The 18,389-nt window shown below is 44.4% G+C and carries 5 protein-coding genes; 4 read left to right on the top strand and 1 reads right to left on the bottom strand.

Going from position 1 to position 18,389, the window contains the following annotated elements; translation table 11 throughout:
- The first annotated feature begins 16 nt into the window (after positions 1 to 16).
- A complete protein-coding gene (locus QZ574_RS00415) occupies positions 17 to 11,254 on the top strand; it encodes an Ig-like domain-containing protein (protein WP_297085572.1) in 11,238 nt (3,745 codons plus the stop codon).
- A gap of 267 nt (positions 11,255 to 11,521) precedes the next feature.
- Here QZ574_RS00415 and QZ574_RS00410 read toward each other — a convergent pair whose 3' ends face one another.
- Positions 11,522 to 12,754 (bottom strand): PLP-dependent transferase, encoded by a 1,233-nt coding sequence (locus QZ574_RS00410; protein ID WP_297085570.1) that lies wholly within the window; start codon positions 12,752 to 12,754, stop codon positions 11,522 to 11,524.
- 522 nt (positions 12,755 to 13,276) lie between these two features.
- On the opposite strand from QZ574_RS00410, the gene QZ574_RS00405 reads away from it, so the two are divergent.
- The 3 genes from QZ574_RS00405 to QZ574_RS00395 all read left to right on the top strand — a co-directional run bounded on the left by QZ574_RS00405 (position 13,277) and on the right by QZ574_RS00395 (position 18,350).
- On the top strand, positions 13,277 to 15,295 hold the full coding sequence (locus tag QZ574_RS00405; protein ID WP_297085568.1) for an alpha amylase C-terminal domain-containing protein: 2,019 nt from the start codon (positions 13,277 to 13,279) through the stop codon (positions 15,293 to 15,295).
- Positions 15,296 to 16,327, top strand: coding sequence for a GSCFA domain-containing protein (locus QZ574_RS00400; RefSeq protein ID WP_297085566.1), 1,032 nt, complete (start codon positions 15,296 to 15,298; stop codon positions 16,325 to 16,327).
- A gap of 76 nt (positions 16,328 to 16,403) precedes the next feature.
- A complete protein-coding gene (locus QZ574_RS00395; RefSeq protein ID WP_297085565.1) occupies positions 16,404 to 18,350 on the top strand; it encodes an amylo-alpha-1,6-glucosidase in 1,947 nt (648 codons plus the stop codon).
- The last annotated feature ends 39 nt before the right edge of the window (positions 18,351 to 18,389 follow it).

Here is an 18,389-nt window from a genome sequence, read left to right as displayed (position 1 = left end):
ATAAATGAAAAAACTGATGTACATAGTAATCTTCCTGCTGATGGCGGCCAACGTGCTTGCCCAGGAGACCTATGTCATCGACTCGGTATGTGTTGGAGCCACCCGTACCTATCGCATCGACGGGGAAGAAGGCGATACCTACGAGTGGAACATTTACCGTTTGCCCGACTCCAGCTTGTATGCCAGCGAAGTACCTTACCTCGACTTTATGGACCTCGACCGCCCTGCTGTTGGCGATACCACCTACGGAAGCGAGATCGATCAGCTTTGGGACGATGAAGGCGAATTTGATGTTTGGGTATTGCACTGGTCGGTACACGGTTGCGATACCTTTGAAGTTGGTCGGGTAAAAGTATTTCCTACACCGGGCGCCATGGCCGGCCCCGATCAGGTGGTTTGTTCAATGGAAGATATTGTGCTGACGGCTGATACAGCCTGGAACCACAGCTCCTTGTTCTGGACCAGCACCGGCGACGGTACCTTTAGCGATTCAACAGCTTTGCATCCCACCTACTACCTTGGCCCAACTGACTCCCTGGCGGGTAGTGTACAACTTATTATCACGGCGTATGGTTTGGCCGATAACATCACCTGCGAACCTGCTATCGATACGGTAGAATACTTATTCAGTAATCCGGATATTGCCTTTGTAGTTACCGACCTCTTGTGTTATGGCGACAGCTCGGCTGCTATTAAAGCAAACATTACCGATGGTATTGCACCTTATAATTTTAGCTGGACAGGCCCCAATGGCTTAAGCGCAACAAGCGACAGCATTGGCGACCTGGGGGCAGGCATGTACTACCTGACCGTTACCGATGCCAATGGCTGTACCGATTTTGATTCGGTAGAGATTATTTCTCCTCCTGAAATACTGGTAGCCATCGACAGTACCAAAGACATCAGTTGTTACGGTGGCAGCGATGGTTTTATCTGGGCACACGGCAGCGGTGGAACCGGGGCACTTACTTTTGAATGGCTAGGGTACTCGGGCTATACAGCAACCGGCGATACCGTATACAACCTGCCTGCTGATACCTTCCTGTTAACCGTTACCGACGAGAATTTGTGTACGGTATTCGATACCGTTATTCTGACCGAACCGGAACCCATGCTGGCTGAAATCGACAGCGTAATCGGTATTTTGTGTTATGGCGATGAATCGGGAGCAGCGCATGTGGAAGTAAGCGGCGGAACACCTCCTTACGCTATCGTATGGAATACCACACCGGTACAGGATTCGGTATGGGCAAACAACCTGGGGCCGGGCGAATACATTGTTACCGTTACCGATGCCAATAACTGTAGCGCTGCCGATACCGTAATTATTGATGAACCGCTCGAGTTGCTGGTGAATATCGACAGTATAAAACATGTTAGTTGCTACGGTGGTTCCGACGGATTAATTTTTGCTTCGGCTAGCGGTGGCACCGATACCCTTACTTTCGAGTGGACCGGGTTCTCGGGCTATACAGCTACCGGCGATTCGGTGTTTAATTTACCTGCCGATACCTTCCTGCTTACCGTTACCGATGTAAACGGTTGTGTGGTTAACGATACGGTAGTGATTACCGAACCGGATCCGCTGATTGCCGATATCGACAGCATTATTGATATTCTTTGTTATGGCGATAGCTCGGGAGCAGCCCATGTAGCTGTAATTGGCGGAACAGCACCTTACCTTATCGAATGGAATACCATTCCGGTGCAGGATTCAGCGTGGGTACGAAATTTAGGCCCGGGAGAATATGTGGTTACCGTAACCGACGCTAATAATTGTACAGCCAGCGATACAGTTATCATTAACGAACCACTGGAATTGCTGGTTGATATCGATAGTGTTCACCACATCAGCTGTTATGGCGGAACTGATGGCTTTATATTATCGTCGGCCACCGGCGGAACAGGAGCCTTGTCATTTGAATGGGCCGGTTACAACACCGGAACCTACTCGGGCGACTCAGTGTATAATCTTCCTGCCGATACTTTCCTGCTAACCGTTACCGATGCCAATGGCTGTTTTGTTAACGATACGGTAATTATTGTAGAACCCGAACCACTTTATACGCTTATCGACAGCATAATAGATGTACAGTGTTACGAATATGATAATGGCGCAGCCCATGTGGCTGTATTTGGCGGAACAGCACCGTTTACCTACGAGTGGGATAACAACCCGGCAATGGATTCTGCCTGGGCGGTTAACCTGGCGCCCGGCCAGCACACGGTTATTATTACCGATGCCAATAATTGTTTAGCCTACGACACAGTAGACATTACCGAACCATTACCCATTGTATTGTCGGCCGACAGTATTGATGTGCGCTGTGGCGGCAAAAAACCGGGAGAGATTGATTTGCACGTTTCCGGAGGTACACCATTTGCCAATGCACCTTACTATTTATTTGAGTGGACCGACAGCACCGGAAATGTATTTGCCACTACCGAGGATGTGGATTCGCTGGCAGGCGACCAGCTGTATACCGTTTGGGTAACCGACTCGCTGGGCTGTACGGCCTTCCATCAGGTATATATCAATGAAATTAAAAATATCAGACTATCAGCAGTAGTGGATACTGCACAATGTTACGGCGATACCTGGAGTATTTATCTGACAGTGGAACGGGGGCGTAAACCTTATTCCTACCTCTGGACAGATACGCTCGGAAATGTTCTTTCTACTGATGAAGACCTGCCTAATGTAGGGCCCGGTATTTATTGGGTAACCGTAAACGATAAAGACTCTTGTGACGAATCGCTCCAGTTTGTGTTTGAGCCATTGGAAGAGTTGCTCGCAGACATTACGGCTGATGATTCCATTGCCTGTGAAAATGATGTGATTTTGCTGGCCGGTAATCCAAGCGGAGGAACAGGAGAACTGACTCACTTATGGACAGGTGCGGGAGCCGTTTATCTCGACAGAACAGATTCTTCCGATGTTATCTTTAGTGGAGCAGCAGCCGGAAATTATCAGTTGATTTATACGGTTATCGATGCCAATGCCTGTACCACAAGCGACTCCATAGAGCTGCGCATTGAGCCACCTATTCAGGATACCATATACGTAAGCCTGTGTGCCAACGAATTGCCATTCAACTGGCTGGGTAACTTCTACGATGCCGCCGGTCAATACATTGATACCATCCCGGGAGAAATTGGCGTAGGCTGTGATACCATTCGGATGCTCGACCTGTTTATCGAGCCAATGGAAGAAGATACCATTTACGTAAGCTTATGTGCCAACGAATTACCATTCACCTGGAACGGCAACTTCTACGATGCCGCCGGTCAATATATCGATACCATCCCAGGCGAAATCGGCGTAGGCTGTGATACCATCCGCATGCTCGACCTGTTTATCGAGCCAATGGAAGAAGATACCATTTACGTAAGCTTATGTGCCAACGAACTTCCATTCAACTGGCTGGGTAACTTCTACGATGCCGCCGGTCAATATATCGATACCATCCCGGGAGAGATTGGTGTAGGCTGTGATACCATCCGGATGCTCGACCTGTTTATTGAGCCAATGGAAGAAGATACCATTTACGTAAGCCTGTGTGCCAACGAGCTACCATTCACCTGGAACGGCAACTTCTACGATGCCGCCGGTCAATATATCGACACCATCCCGGGCGAAATCGGCGTAGGCTGTGATACCATAAGAATGTTGGATCTGTACATCGAGCCAATGGAAGAAGACACAATCTACGCCAGCATCTGTGCCAACGAACTACCTTTCGACTGGAACGGCAATTTCTATGATGCAGGAGGTCAGTATGTAGATACAGTTCCAGGAGAAATCGGTGTGGGTTGTGATACTATTCGGGTTCTTGACTTGTTTATCGAGCCATTGGAAGAAGATACGATGTACCTGAGTTTGTGTACAGATGAACTACCATATAACTGGATTGGAAATACGGTTACAGCTGCCGGTGAATATCAGGATACCATCCCCGGTATTATCGGTTTAGGATGTGATACCCTGTTAACCTTGTATGTTGAAGTACACGAACCCGATACCGTTGTTCTGGATACTGTTTTATGTCAGGGAGCACCAACATATCCGTGGAATGGACATACTGTACTAACCGATCAGGATAGCAGCTACGAAGCTGTTTTGGTCAATCGTTTTGGTTGTGATTCACTACTGACACTGAATGTTATTATTATTCCTCCAAGTTATACTACCGAAACCATGACGCTTTGTCTGGGTGATCCGGCAGTGCCATGGAATGGATTTGACCTGGTTAGTACCAACGACAGCACTTACACGGCTACCCTAAAAACCAGCGAAGGTTGTGATTCCGTTGTTACCATGGAAGTAAGTATTCTTTATCCGACCTATAGCGACGAGCTTACTGAGGTATGCGAGAATGAGCCAGCTTTCGACTGGAATGGAAATACGATTTTAACCGACCGCGATGGCGTATACAATGCAACGCTTGTTAATGCTGTTGGTTGTGACTCGATATTGACCTTAACCGTGCAGTCGAATCCGGTTAGTACATTTGAAATGGATACCGTTTTATGTGTTGGAGCACCTTCATTTATCTGGAACGGACAAACCATTACTTCAGCCCGCGACGACAGCTACCAGGTAACGCTCCAGAATCAATTCAATTGTGATTCGCTGGTTACGCTGAATGTATTTGTAATTCCACCCGACACCACTTATCTGGATACAACGCTCTGCGAAGGCGATGCACCATTTGCCTGGTATAGTAATACCATTCAAACCAACTTTAGCGATCAATACGAAACACGTCTGAATAACCGATATAATTGCGATTCGCTACTCATATTTAATGTTGAAATTCTGCCAATTACCGATACGATAATTGATACCATGCTGTGTTACGAAACGCCTGCTTTTGCATGGAATAATCTGATGGTATATGCATTAAATGACAGTACCTATCGGGATACCCTGGTTGGAGCCAATCAGTTTGGATGTGACTCGGTGCTGACATTAAATGTAAGTATTGTGTATCCGGATACGGTAACCATTGATACTACCATTTGTGAAGGAGAGCCAGACTTTGCCTGGGGTGTAAATACCATTAACCAGGTAGATGCGTATACCGACAGTATTTACACCGATGTACTTACCAATCAGTATGGCTGCGATTCGATAGTGTATCTTGATGTAGAAATACTTCGTCCAACTTATATTCTGGATACCATTGAGATTTGTGAGAACGAACCGGCCTTCACCTGGCATTCGATTAATATCCTGACTGACCGTGACAGTATTTATACCGATACGCTCTACTATCAGCAGGGTTGCGACTCCTTACGACTGGAGTTAACACTTATTTCGCATCCGCTTACCGATACTTTGCTGGACACCATATTGTGCGAAGGTAGTCCGGAATTTGCCTGGAACAATGTATGGATACAAACCGATTTCAGCCAGGTTTATTTTGATACACTGCCTGGTGCTAACCAATATGGTTGTGATTCGCTGTTAACCTACGATGTTACCATTCTGCCGGCCATGAAAGATACCCTTACCAATTCAATCTGTTATGGCGATCCGGTGGCCGACTGGTATGGAATAAGTATATCGAATGAAACGGATAGTGTTTATATCTACAATGCACCTGGTCCGTCGGGTTGTGATACTTTAATCTATTACGAAGTGACTGTATTGCCGGTAACTGATTCGGTGCTGTACTTAACGCTTTGTTACGGAGCACCTGACACTACCATAAATAATGTAACGATTACATCTGACCAATCGTGGATTTATTTTGATACCATTCCGAATTTCTACAATTGCGATAGTTTGTTGACCTATAATGTCACCATTTTGCCACCGGATACAGTACGTATGGATACGGTTCTTTGTGTTGGAGATCCGGAATATGACTGGAATGGATACACTGTTTCTACCACAGTAGAAAATGTATACGAGGCTACATTAAAAACCGATTTGGGATGCGATTCCATTGTTATTCTTACCACCACATTAATTGATGGAGGTGTTACTTACGATACGGTTTATGCTTGTGTAGAATATACCTGGACAGATGGAACCGGCTTAACCTATACCGAAACAGGTGACGACTTCCGTGTTCTAGGTACTGGCTCTGCATGTCCGGATACGGCCTGGTTACATGTGGTAATCAGCGATCCGGTAATTATGGCTGATTCGGTTAATGTGCTTTGTTATGGCGATAGCACAGGCTCAATCGATATCGAAGTTTCAGGTGGTATTGAACCTTATACTTACAGCTGGAGCAATGGAGAAATCACGGAGGATTTAACTAACCTGCCGGCTGGTGTTTATACGGTCACAGTTACCGATGCACTTTCCGATACACTTGGCTGTTCAGCCACTTTAACTGTTACCATAGAGCAACCGGAAGAGCTCGAGATTATCCTTGTATCCGTTACCGATGTGCTGGTAATGGGCGATTCAACCGGAAGTATCGATGTTTCGGTTATCGGAGGAACACCAACTTATGATTACGCCTGGACAAACGAAGCAGGAGACACCATTGGAATAAACGAAGATTTATTTAATCAGGCTGCAGGCGACTATACCTTAGCAGTTACCGATGCAAACGAATGTGTTGCAAGCATAACAGTAAGCATAACCGAACCTGTTCCGCTTGATAAGTATATGTCGCCGGTTGTAACAGAAATTTGTTACGAGGAGCGGTTTAGCTATCCATTGCTGGATTCCTTACTGGCCTATCTTGCGCTGCATCCTGATGTGGAGGTATTCTCAAATGCCGGAATTGATACCAGTACCTTCACAGTTGATACTGTAGTTTATGTTGGAGTCAACTACTGTTACGAAGAAATTCGCACCTACCGCGTATTGGATTTCGATGGCGATACATTAAGTGCAACACATCAGATAATTGTTGACGATCAGATAGATCCGGTATTAAATTGTCCTCCTGATTTAACTGTTGGCTATGGTTTTGCTCCTGATCCGGCTGCCGATACATCAGAATTCCTGGCAATGGGAGGTAGTTTCAGCGATAATTGTGCGGTGGTTAGTTTCCGTCACGTTAGCGATGTATCGGATGGAGGTACTGATCCGGAAACAATTACCAGAACATATGAAGTAGGAGATTTCTGCGGTAATACTACGCAGTGTACACAAATTATATATGTATACCAGGCTGCTGAATTTGTGTTGGAATGTCCGAATCTGTCAGGCTATACTTTCGAATGTGAACCTGAAGTTCCACGCTATACTTCATTGGCAGCCTTTGAAGCTGCCGGAGGTGTGGCCTACAGTAATCCGGTTGCCTTAGATCCGTCATCGTTCCGCTCCACTATCAGCAGCAGTGGTAGCTGTCCGAAAACTATTACCATTACTTACTTTATACGCAATGTAAATGGCGAAGAAACCAGCTGTATACAGGTGTTTAAAGTGGATGATACCATTCGACCAGATCTCGAATTTAAAGAAATTACCCTGGGATGTAACGATCCGCTGCCAAGGGTTTACGAAGATATTTACGAAGTGCGGGCTGCCGGAGATATAGCCGATGATAACTGTCAGGACCGATTCCTTACACTTACTTTAATGGTTACTGACCAGTTTGGCACCTGTCCGACCACATATACCCGAACCTATCGATTAACTGATGGGTGTGGTAACTACAGACAGGCAACTCAGTATATTTATAAAAACGATACCATTCCTCCGGTGGTACTTGCTACACCAAACGACCTGAATGCCGATTGTTACATGCCGGGGCCTTATGCCGATTATGCCGAATTCAGGGCAGATGGTGGTTTGGTTGACGACGATTGCGGTGACTTTGTAATGACTTATGAAGGTGATTCGGCAGCTAGTCCGGGTATTGTTTTCCGTACCTATCGTTTTACTGATGAGTGTGATAATTACACCGATTATATTCAGCAAATAACAGTAATCGATTCTATACCGCCGTTGATTGGTATACCGGATACTACACTGGTGTGCGATCCGGTTGAAATTACAACCATTGAGGTATTCTTAAGCTTCCGCGGTTGGTTCAGCGACAATTGTGAGATTGACAGCAGCAGCTTTAAACTAATCTCGTCGATTACCTACGATAGCGTTTGCCCGAGAAGATATATCAATACCTACGAAATCTACGATATGAGTGGCAACCGTGGCGAAACCACACATACCATCACTGTGGTTGACGATGAAAAGCCCTTGTTGTTCTGTCCGCCTGATGATACCATCGATGCAACCGCAGCTTACCCTGATCCGTACGTGGTATTAAGTGAATTTATTAGTGGAGGTGGTTCTGCCAGCGACAATTGCGAAATCGATTCTTCATCATTTACATTGGTAAGTCTCGATTCGCTGGTGTCAGATTGCGAAGGCCAGATGACCTATACCTACATTGTTGCAGATGAGTGCGGTAACTGGTCGGAAACCTGTTCATACACCATTTTCAAACGCGACGAGTCGAATCCGGTGCTAACCTGTCCGGCAGATATATCAGTTGAGTGTTTCGATGATGTAAACGCCCGGATATTTACCAGTCTTGCCGATTTTGTAGCGGCAGGTGGAACAGCAACAGATAATTACGAGTTGCTTGAAAGTTCGTTCCGTCATGTGGGAGATAGCTTAAATGGCACTACCTGTCCGTTAATTATTGTAAGAACCTACAGTATTGAAGATATTTGTGGAAATATTGCGCAATGTTCATACAGCATTACCATAAACGATATTACTCCACCTGTAATAATTTGCCCGTCTGATACCGCTATTGAGTGTCTGTCAGAAGTGCTGCATGATATTACGACTATTGAAGCGTTTGAGGCGGCCGGAGGAGTACTAACAGATAATTGTGAAATAGATCCGAATTCATTCACTTTCCGTAGTGAAAAACAATATGCTTTAGGTAGTACAACAATTACCAACTACTATAGCATTGCCGACCTTTGTGGAAATGTTGATTCTTGTCAGCAGGTAATTACCCTTACCGATACAATTCCTCCTGTTCCGGTGTGTAATTCCATAACCGTTTATCTCGATGACGAAGGCAATTACATTATGACAGAAATTGACATTGCAACTATTGCCAACGGATCATCAGATAATTGTACTGCAGCTGAAGATCTGATAATTGATGTGGACATAAGCGATTTCACCTGTTTGGATGTGGAAGAAGGCCGGCAGGTTAATGTGGTTGTAACAGATGAAGCCGGAAATTCAGGCGTTTGTGTGGCCGATATAATTATTGGAGATAACATTCCACCAACAGCCATTTGTCAAAATATTACGGTTTACCTTGATGATACAGGTATAGCTACCATAACCCCTGATATGATTGATAACGGCTCGTTTGACAACTGCGGAATTGAAACCTATCAGATAACGCCGGATGAGTTCGACTGTTTTGATGTTGGAGATAACCTGGTAACACTAATTGTAACCGATTATTATGGTTTACGCGATACCTGCGAAGCTATTGTTACCGTTATCGATCCGGTTGATCCGTTTATTGAGTGTCGTCCGTTACAAACCATTCAGTTGGATGAGTACGGAAAATATGAATTGAGCTGGGATATGGTTACCGACACGGTATCTGATGAGTGTGGTATTGACACTGTATTACTCGACGATTATGAACTGGATTGCGACAATATTGGTATTACCACCATAACGGTAACTGCCTACGATGTGAATGGCAATTCAAGTACTTGCGAGGCAACATTCGAGGTATTTGGCAACCTGCCGCCAAACGTGGTGAACGACTCGGCTGTTACCGCAGTTAATGTTCCGGTTGAAATTCCGGTGACCAATAACGACTACGATCTGAAAACCAATATCAACCTTGAATCGCTTGGTGTGGTTATTGCGCCAAGTCATGGTTCGGTGGTTGTTGATAATAACACCGGTATGGTAACCTATACACCTGACCTCGATTATGAAGGACCGGATATTTTCCGTTACCAGATTTGTGACGATGGTATACCGTGTGAGCCCGAATGTGGACAGGCCATTGTATTTATTATGGTTCGTCCGGCCAATAATCCGCCAATTGCGGTTGATGATTATTACGAAGTACCTTGTGGCGACTTATTTGGAAATGTTATTCTAAATGATTCCGATCCGGATGGAGATGACATAAGCGTTAATCCGGTGCCGGTAACACCACCTGACAGTGGCGCCCTTACCCTTTATTCCAACGGAAACTTCGAATACATCCCATTTGAAGGATTCTTCGGAATTGACAGCTTCCAGTATGTGATTTGCGACAACGGTATTCCGTCGTTGTGCGATACAGCCTGGGTTTACATTACACGCGTACCGGATAACGACTGTGATGGAATTCCGGATACCGACGATATTGACGACGATAACGATGGTATTATTGATATTGTTGAGGGCGACCGCGCTATCGACTCCGACCACGATGGCATACCCGATAGTTACGATATTGACTCGGATAACGACGGTATTCCTGATAACATTGAAGGACAGGCCGAAGGTAATTATATCCCTCCAACGGGCCGCGATGGTAACGGTAACGGTTGGGACGATGCCTACGATCCGGAAAATGGCGGCTATCCGTTTACTCCGGAAGATACCGATGGCGACTCGATGCCTGACTACCTCGATATCGACTCGGATAACGACGGGGTATTTGATATGATTGAAGGCCACGATGACGATAATAATGGTATTGCCGATGTATTAAGATGGTACTCTGATGAAGACCGAGATGGATTGGATGATGCTTATGATACTTATTCGGGATGGGCCGATTACGGAAACGAAACGGGCAGCAATGCACCAATTCAGGACTTTGATGGCGACGGAATACGCGACTGGCGCGATACCAACGATGAAGATGACCAGTACCCAACAGTGAACGAAGACCTAAATGGCGATGGCGATTACAGTAACGACGACCTCGACCTCGATGGTTATCCGGAATACCTGGATACCGAATTGAACTGCGAGTTGTTTATTCCTGACGGATTCTCGCCAAACGATGACGGTGTTCACGACTTCTTCCAGATCTTGTGTATACAGAAATACCCGAATGCGAAGCTGATGATCTTTAACCGAAACGGTGTGAAGCTTTGGGAAAAAGAACATTACGGTAACCTCGATGTTTGGGGAACTTACGAAGATGCCTGGTGGTGGGGAACCTCAGAAAACATACTTACCATTGGTAAATCGGGTGGATTGCCGGCCGGTAACTACATTTATGTGCTGATACTGAACGATGGTTTGGGTACGGTTAAAAATGGTACCGTAATGTTGGCTTACTAAAAAGAAGGGGCAATGCTTTAATGCCTGAATGCTGCAATGCTTTAATGGTGAAATACCTCTGTGCCTTAGCGTCTTTGCGGTGAAAAAAGAATTAAACCGCGAAGCCGCAAAGAATAAAAAACAATAAACAGGCACTATGCAAATCGCAGCAGGCAGATAAAGAAATTTCCAGAAGTATTTAAACCATATCTCAGTTGAGAAAATCCCAGCGCCTTAGCGTCTTTGCGGTGAAAAAAACGTAGTGTCTTAGTGTTAAAATCAGGATGGTTACGATAAGGCCGCCTCAATATCAGCAATTACATCACCTACATTTTCAATACCTACCGACAGGCGTAGCATACAATCGTTAATACCTGCTGCAGAGCGTTCTTCTTCCGTAAATTCGGCATAAATGGTGGAGTAGGGGTGAATAATCAATGTTTTGTTGTCGTTAAGATTTGTGGCCCGACGAATGATTTGAAGCCTGTTCATAAAAGCATAACAGGCCGTTTTCGATTCAAGCTCGAAACTCATAATGGTGCCCGGAATGCCGTTAAAATACTTTTGTGCCAAAGGGTAGCGCTCATCCGTCTCCAATCCCGGGTAGCTCACTTTTTTAACTTGAGGATGTGCATTCAAAAAATTGCCCAGCGCCAGGCAGTTCTGAAAGCATTTTTCTACCCGAAGCTCCAATATGTCGAGCCCCTGAATTTGAAAGCGGGCAGTTTGGGGCGCCATGCTTCCGCCGGTATTTCGGTAAATGTTTTTCCTTATTTTGGCAACAAATGCGTTGGCTTTAAACTTTTCGGTATAGGCCGATAGGTTTGGGTTGCGTTTCCAGTCGTAATTTCCGTGGTCGATTATGGCGCCACCAAACGAAGTTGCTCCTCCGGAAATGTATTTGGTAGTAGAAAGCACTTCGATATTAATTCCAAACTCCCCGGCATTAAAAACATTGGGTGGTGTTAGAGTACTATCGGCAATTAATAACAATTGGTGTTTTTTTGCTACGCGCGACAGCATTTCAATATCAGCAATATCCAGCTGAGGATTGGTAACCGTTTCAAAATAAATGGCCCGGGTATTTTTGTCAATTAATTTTTCTATTTCTGATTCAGAACAGAGTTTACTAAAACGGGTTTCCAGTCCAAATTCAGAAAGTGTATTTTGAAAGAGAGCAAAAGTATGTCCGAACAATCGGTTGCCGGAAATAATATTATCGCCGGCTTTGGTAAGGGCCAGCAGCGTATTCGAAATGGCTGCCATACCCGAGCTAACAGCAATTACAGCGCTGCTTTGGGTAAGTGCTTTTAGTTTCAACTCGAAATACTCTACCGTTGGGCTCGACGATCGGGAGTATACATGAGCAATATATTCACCCCTGAAGTTGGCCTCAATTTGTTCTGCCGAGTCGAACTCGTAAGCTACAGCTTCGTAAAGCGGCATTTGCAAAGCATTGTGGGGGTCGGCTTTGGCAAAGGGTACATTTAGGGCGGTGGTTGTAAATCCGGTTTTTTTCATGGTTTTAATTCTATGTCGTCAAGCGTTTTTATTTTCAGAATCAGCGAGGCATTTAACTTATTCGCTGAAATGTATGTTTAAATTCATCCTCATTTTATTGATCTCAGCTTATTGACTGCAGGTAAAAATAACCAAAATCAATAGTACTGCACTGAGCACATAAAAAAGCCGGGACAAAACATCTGATATTTGTTATGCCCAAAACAATTCTATAACATAAAAAGTTTTTTCGGATATGGTTTTTTCGGTAGGTCTTTTGTTTAATTTTGCGGCGTTTTAAGTTATAATTAAACAGCATTTATTAAACAACTACTAACCATGGCGTCCCCCGCCATGGTTTTTTTATGCGCATTCTTGTGATGTAAAATCTCAGGTTTATTTGCGTGGAGTTTTATATTTTAAAAATTCTCACCGCATTTTCTTACAATAGCGGCTATTTTCACATCCGAATCTCTATCTTTAAAAAAACAAATCGGGAAATGAATACCGATTTGGAAAGATTAAAAGGAAGGAGTCAAACCTATGAAAAAATACCTGCCCAAATTAGTACAAGACGATAAATGGCTGGAACCCTTTTCGGGAGTTATTTCAGACCGAATGATTCAGGCCGACCGAAAAGAAAACGAATTAACCGGAGGAAAAACACTCGAGGAATTTGCCACCGGACATTTGTATTTTGGTTTGCATAAAACCGAAAACGGATGGGTAATGCGCGAATGGGCACCCAATGCCACACACCTGTTTTTAATAGGTACTTTTAACAACTGGGAAGAAAGTGCGGCATACTCTTTTGTGCATCTCGAGCATGGTGTTTGGGAGCTTCATCTGGAACATGAACAGCTGGCGCATGGCGACCTCTATGCTTTAAATGTACACTGGGCCGTAAATTTTGGCAAACGCATTCCGGCCTGGGCCAGGCGTGTTGTTCAGGATGAAAAAACCCATATGTTTAATGCACAGGTTTGGGCTCCGGAAAAGGCTTATCAATGGGTAAATCCTGACTTTCAGCGAAGCGATGAACCGCCACTTATTTACGAAGGCCATGTTGGAATGGCGGGCGAAGAAGAGCGTGTGCATACCTACAATGAATTCAGGGAGCAGATGTTACCACGCATAAAAGCAAATGGCTACAACACTATTCAGCTGATGGCTATACCGGAGCATCCGTATTATGGTAGCTTTGGTTATCACATAAGTAGCTTTTTTGCTGCGTCATCGCGCTTTGGAACCCCCGACGAACTCAAACAGCTGATTGATGAGGCGCATGGCATGGGTATAGCTGTTATTATGGATTTGGTGCACTCGCATGCCGTTAAAAACGAACTCGAGGGCCTTGGAAACTACGATGGTACCCGCTATCAGTTTTTTCACGAAGGAGCTAAAGGCGAGCATCCGGCATGGGATAGCTATTGTTTTAATTACGGTAAAAACGAAGTGCTGCATTTTCTTTTGTCCAATATCAGCTATTGGCTTACCGAATATCAGTTTGATGGATTTCGTTTTGACGGGGTAACAAGTATGCTCTATTTTAACCATGGACTGGAAATTGCCTTTACCAATTACAACGACTATTTTAATGCCAATGTAGACCACGAAGCCACAACCTATTTTAAATTGGCAAATAAACTTATTAAGGAAATAAATCCCCGGGCTTTGTCTATTGCCGAAGATATGAGTGGAATGCCCGGGTTGGCCGCATCTGTTAACGATGGCGGGCTGGGTTTCGACTACCGGATGGCCATGGGTGTTCCTGATTTCTGGATTAAGATGATCAAAGAAAAATCTGACGATGAATGGGAAGTGGGTGACATTTTTTACCAGCTTACCTCGAAGCGTTTGGATGAAAAAGTGGTGAGTTATGCCGAATCACACGACCAGGCACTGGTAGGCGATAAAACAATAATTTTCAGACTGATTGATAAAGAAATGTATTTTTCCATGCGAAAAGATCAGCCCAATATTACGGTGGAGCGTGGAATTGCCCTGCATAAAATGATTCGTTTGGCAACAGCTGGCAGTGCCGGAGGGGCTTATCTTAACTTTATGGGTAATGAGTTTGGGCATCCCGAATGGATTGATTTTCCGCGCGAAGGCAATAATTGGTCCTATGCGCATGCACGTCGCATCTGGAGTATTGCCGAAGATCAGCAACTGAAGTTTCATTGGCTGTACGATTTCGATAAGGAAATGATTCAGCTGATCAATCAAAACAGGATTCTTACCGTACCATCGGTCGACAAAGTTTTCGACAATAAAGCCGATAAAGTGCTGGCTTTTCACCGGGGCTTGTTTTTGTTTGTATTTAACTTCAACCCAACGCAATCGTTTACCGATTATGGCATTCCGCTCGGGGCCGGAAAATATAAAATAGTGCTGAACTCCGATTCGGGGCGCTTTGGAGGACACGACCGGATTGACGAAGAAATTAGTTATTACACCATGCCCAGCAAAGGAATGGACAGCCAGCATTACCTAAAATTGTATCTGCCGGCACGAACCGCCGTAGTGTTAAAAAAGGTAGATATCCCTAAAGTGCAATAAATGGGCGAAACAAAATTTCAAACGGAGGTTGCTTTACCTGGGTTTTCATGGAAAACAGGATACAAAAAGAAGAACCTGCTAATGGGGTCGTGTTTTACCGAAAACATTGGAGAGAAGCTGGAGGCGCTGAAATATTCGGTTGATATCAACCCGTTTGGAATTCTGTACAACCCCATGTCGGTGGTGAGCGGTTTGCACCTGTTGTTGGAAGAAAGAACCTTTGAAGCAGACGATTTGGTACAACACAATGGGCTGTGGCACAGCTTTAATCACCACGGGCGTTTTTCGCATGCCGAAGCAAACCTGGCTGTTGATGGTATAAACAATCGCATTGCAGCATCGTCGGCTTATCTGAAACAATCTAACTTTTTATTTATCACCTTTGGTACCGCCTGGATTTATCGGTATAAAAAAAATGGTGCGTTGGTTTCCAATTGTCACAAAATACCTGCACGCGAGTTTCTGCGCGAACGACTATCGGTACAACAAATTGTTGATGAATATATTGGTTTATTCGGCAAAATCTGGCAGCAAAATCCCGATGTAAAAGTCGTGTTTACAGTAAGCCCGATTCGCCATTGGAAAGATGGGGCTATTGAAAATCAGCGCAGTAAGGCAATACTTCTTCTGGCTGTCGATCAACTTATTCAACACTTTGGAAGCGAACGTTGTGCTTACTTTCCTTCGTACGAAATTGTAATGGATGAACTGCGCGATTATCGGTTTTATGCCGAAGATATGTTGCACCTTTCCGGGGCAGCCGTAAAGCATATCTGGGAACGGTTTGAGCAGGCTTTAATCGACCCGGAAAGTACCGAAACAGCACGAGAAGTGCTAAAAATTTGCAATGCTGTAAAGCATCGGCCAATCAATAAAAATTCGCCGGAATATTCTAAATTTCTTCTTAGCTTTCAGAAAAAAACAGAGGATTTGGGAAAAAGACACCCGTATCTTAATTTAAAGTTAGAAAAAGAATATTTTAATGTACAGATTGAGGATTTTAGGCGCAGCAATTTAAGAAATATGACTTAATTCATGTAACTTTGTTCCTACGCAAAGTTTATTGTCGCTGCTGAACCAATACTCAATTTACCAAAGCGTTACTGTTATGCATTACCTTCAATTTGATAAGGAACAGCTGGTAAATCTTGAATATTCGCTGTTCAAAGAAATATTACGTTCAAACAGGGCCGGTTCTTATTTAAGTACCACACTAAACGGCTGCAATACCCGAAAATATCACGGACTATTGGTGTGCCCCATTGCCAATTTTGGAGGAGAAAAGCATGTGTTGCTTTCTTCGCTCGATGAAACTGTAATACAAAACGAAGCGGAGTTCAATCTGGGAATTCATCGGTATAAAGGTGGAACATACGAACCCAAAGGGCATAAATACATACGGAATGTAGAGTTTGATGCCATTCCTAAAATTACCTACCGGGTTGGAGGGGTAGTGCTCACAAAAGAACGCTTGCTGGTTGAAAAAGAAGAACAGGTTCTAATAAAATACACACTTGAAGAAGCAACTTCGCCAACCACCTTGCGCTTAAAACCATTTTTGGCCTTTCGGAATATACACCAGCTGAGTAAGGCAAACATGTATGCAAACCGAAAATTTGGTAAAGCAAAAAACGGGATAAAAACCTGTTTGTATAAAGGCTACCCCGATTTGTATATGCAAAGCAGCAAAACGGTTGATTTTGTAGCTGTACCCGACTGGTATTATGATATTGAATACCTGAAAGAATTAAACCGGGGATACGATTACCTGGAAGATCTTTTTGTTCCGGGATACTTTGAGTTTCCGATGAAAAAGGGCGAATCGATTGTTTTTGCAGCCGGACTTAAAGAAGCTAACCCCGTATCGTTAAAACAACGTTTTACCAGGGAGCAAAAAAAACGCGGCGACAAAGAAACGTTTAACAGTGTATTGGAGCAGGCAGCACATCAGTTTGTAATGCACCGGGGCTATACTGCCGATATTGTTGCCGGTTTCCCATGGTACAACAGCATAACCCGCCAAACCTTTGTGGCTTTGCCCGGTTTGTGCCTGGCTTTTAACGACTCAAAACTCTGCGAAAAGATTCTGGACTCCTATCTAAAATATTTTAACGATGGTTTTTTCCCCGATCGGGTAAACGACAAAAACCTGGAATACCACTCGGCGGATACTTCCCTTTGGTTTATTTGGGTGATTCAACAGTATTTTAAGAAAAAGAATAATCCAAAGGCTTTGTGGAAATTATATGGCACCGCCATTAAGCGTATTCTTAATGCCTATAAAAACAATAACCTGGAATACATAAAAATGTTACCCAACGGGTTAATTTATGCCGAAAAGAAAGACACAGCACTTACATGGATGAATTCAAGCATTAACGGAAAAGCGGTATTGCCCCGGTCGGGTATGGCTGTTGAGGTAAACGCTTTGTGGTTTAATGCTATTTGTTTTGCACTCGATCTTGCAGATATGGCAGGAGATCAGGGGTTTATCGACGAGTGGAAACACATGTGTAAAACTGTTGCACAATCGTTTCTTAAAACGTTTTGGAGCGAGGGGCATGCTTACCTGGCTGATGTGGTGAAAGATGAAAACCAGGATTGGGCCGTTCGCCCCAACATGCTAATTGCAGTTGCCATGGACTACACCCCGCTATCGAAAGAGCAACAAAAGCAGGTATTAAGTGTGGCGAAACGAAAACTGCTTACCAACAGAGGACTGCGTACTTTGTCGCCCGATCATTTGCGCTACTTTGGTATCATTAACGGCGGACCCGAAGAGCGTGAGATTGCAGTCCATCAGGGCGCTGTTTGGCCCTGGTTGTTGCAGTTTTTTGTGGAAGCTTATCTGAAAATACACAAGCGCGGAGGCTTGCCCTTTGTAAAACAAATAATGGAAAGTTTTGAAACAGAAATGACTGAAAACTGTATCGGTAATATTTCGGAAATGTATGATGGCGATCCGCCGCATAGCGGGCGTGGAGCCATTTCGCAGGCCTGGAATGTGGCGGGTGTATCCTATGCCCTGAATATGGTTCAGCATTATTCGGATTAAGTGCGAAGCGATACTAAAAGCACTTTTATAACCAGTTGA

This window comes from uncultured Draconibacterium sp. (assembly GCF_913063105.1).
Lineage (GTDB): Bacteria > Bacteroidota > Bacteroidia > Bacteroidales > Prolixibacteraceae > Draconibacterium.
This window is presented reverse-complemented; position numbering and strand designations above follow the sequence as displayed.

What these genes read in the sequence shown, in the direction of transcription:
- QZ574_RS00415 (WP_297085572.1), top strand. Translation starts at nt 17, where the DNA reads ATGTACATAGTAATCTTCCTGCTGATGGCGGCCAACGTGCTTGCCCAG.
- QZ574_RS00410 (WP_297085570.1), bottom strand. Translation starts at nt 12,754, where the DNA reads ATGAAAAAAACCGGATTTACAACCACCGCCCTAAATGTACCCTTTGCC.
- QZ574_RS00405 (WP_297085568.1), top strand. Translation starts at nt 13,277, where the DNA reads ATGAAAAAATACCTGCCCAAATTAGTACAAGACGATAAATGGCTGGAA.
- QZ574_RS00400 (WP_297085566.1), top strand. Translation starts at nt 15,296, where the DNA reads ATGGGCGAAACAAAATTTCAAACGGAGGTTGCTTTACCTGGGTTTTCA.
- QZ574_RS00395 (WP_297085565.1), top strand. Translation starts at nt 16,404, where the DNA reads ATGCATTACCTTCAATTTGATAAGGAACAGCTGGTAAATCTTGAATAT.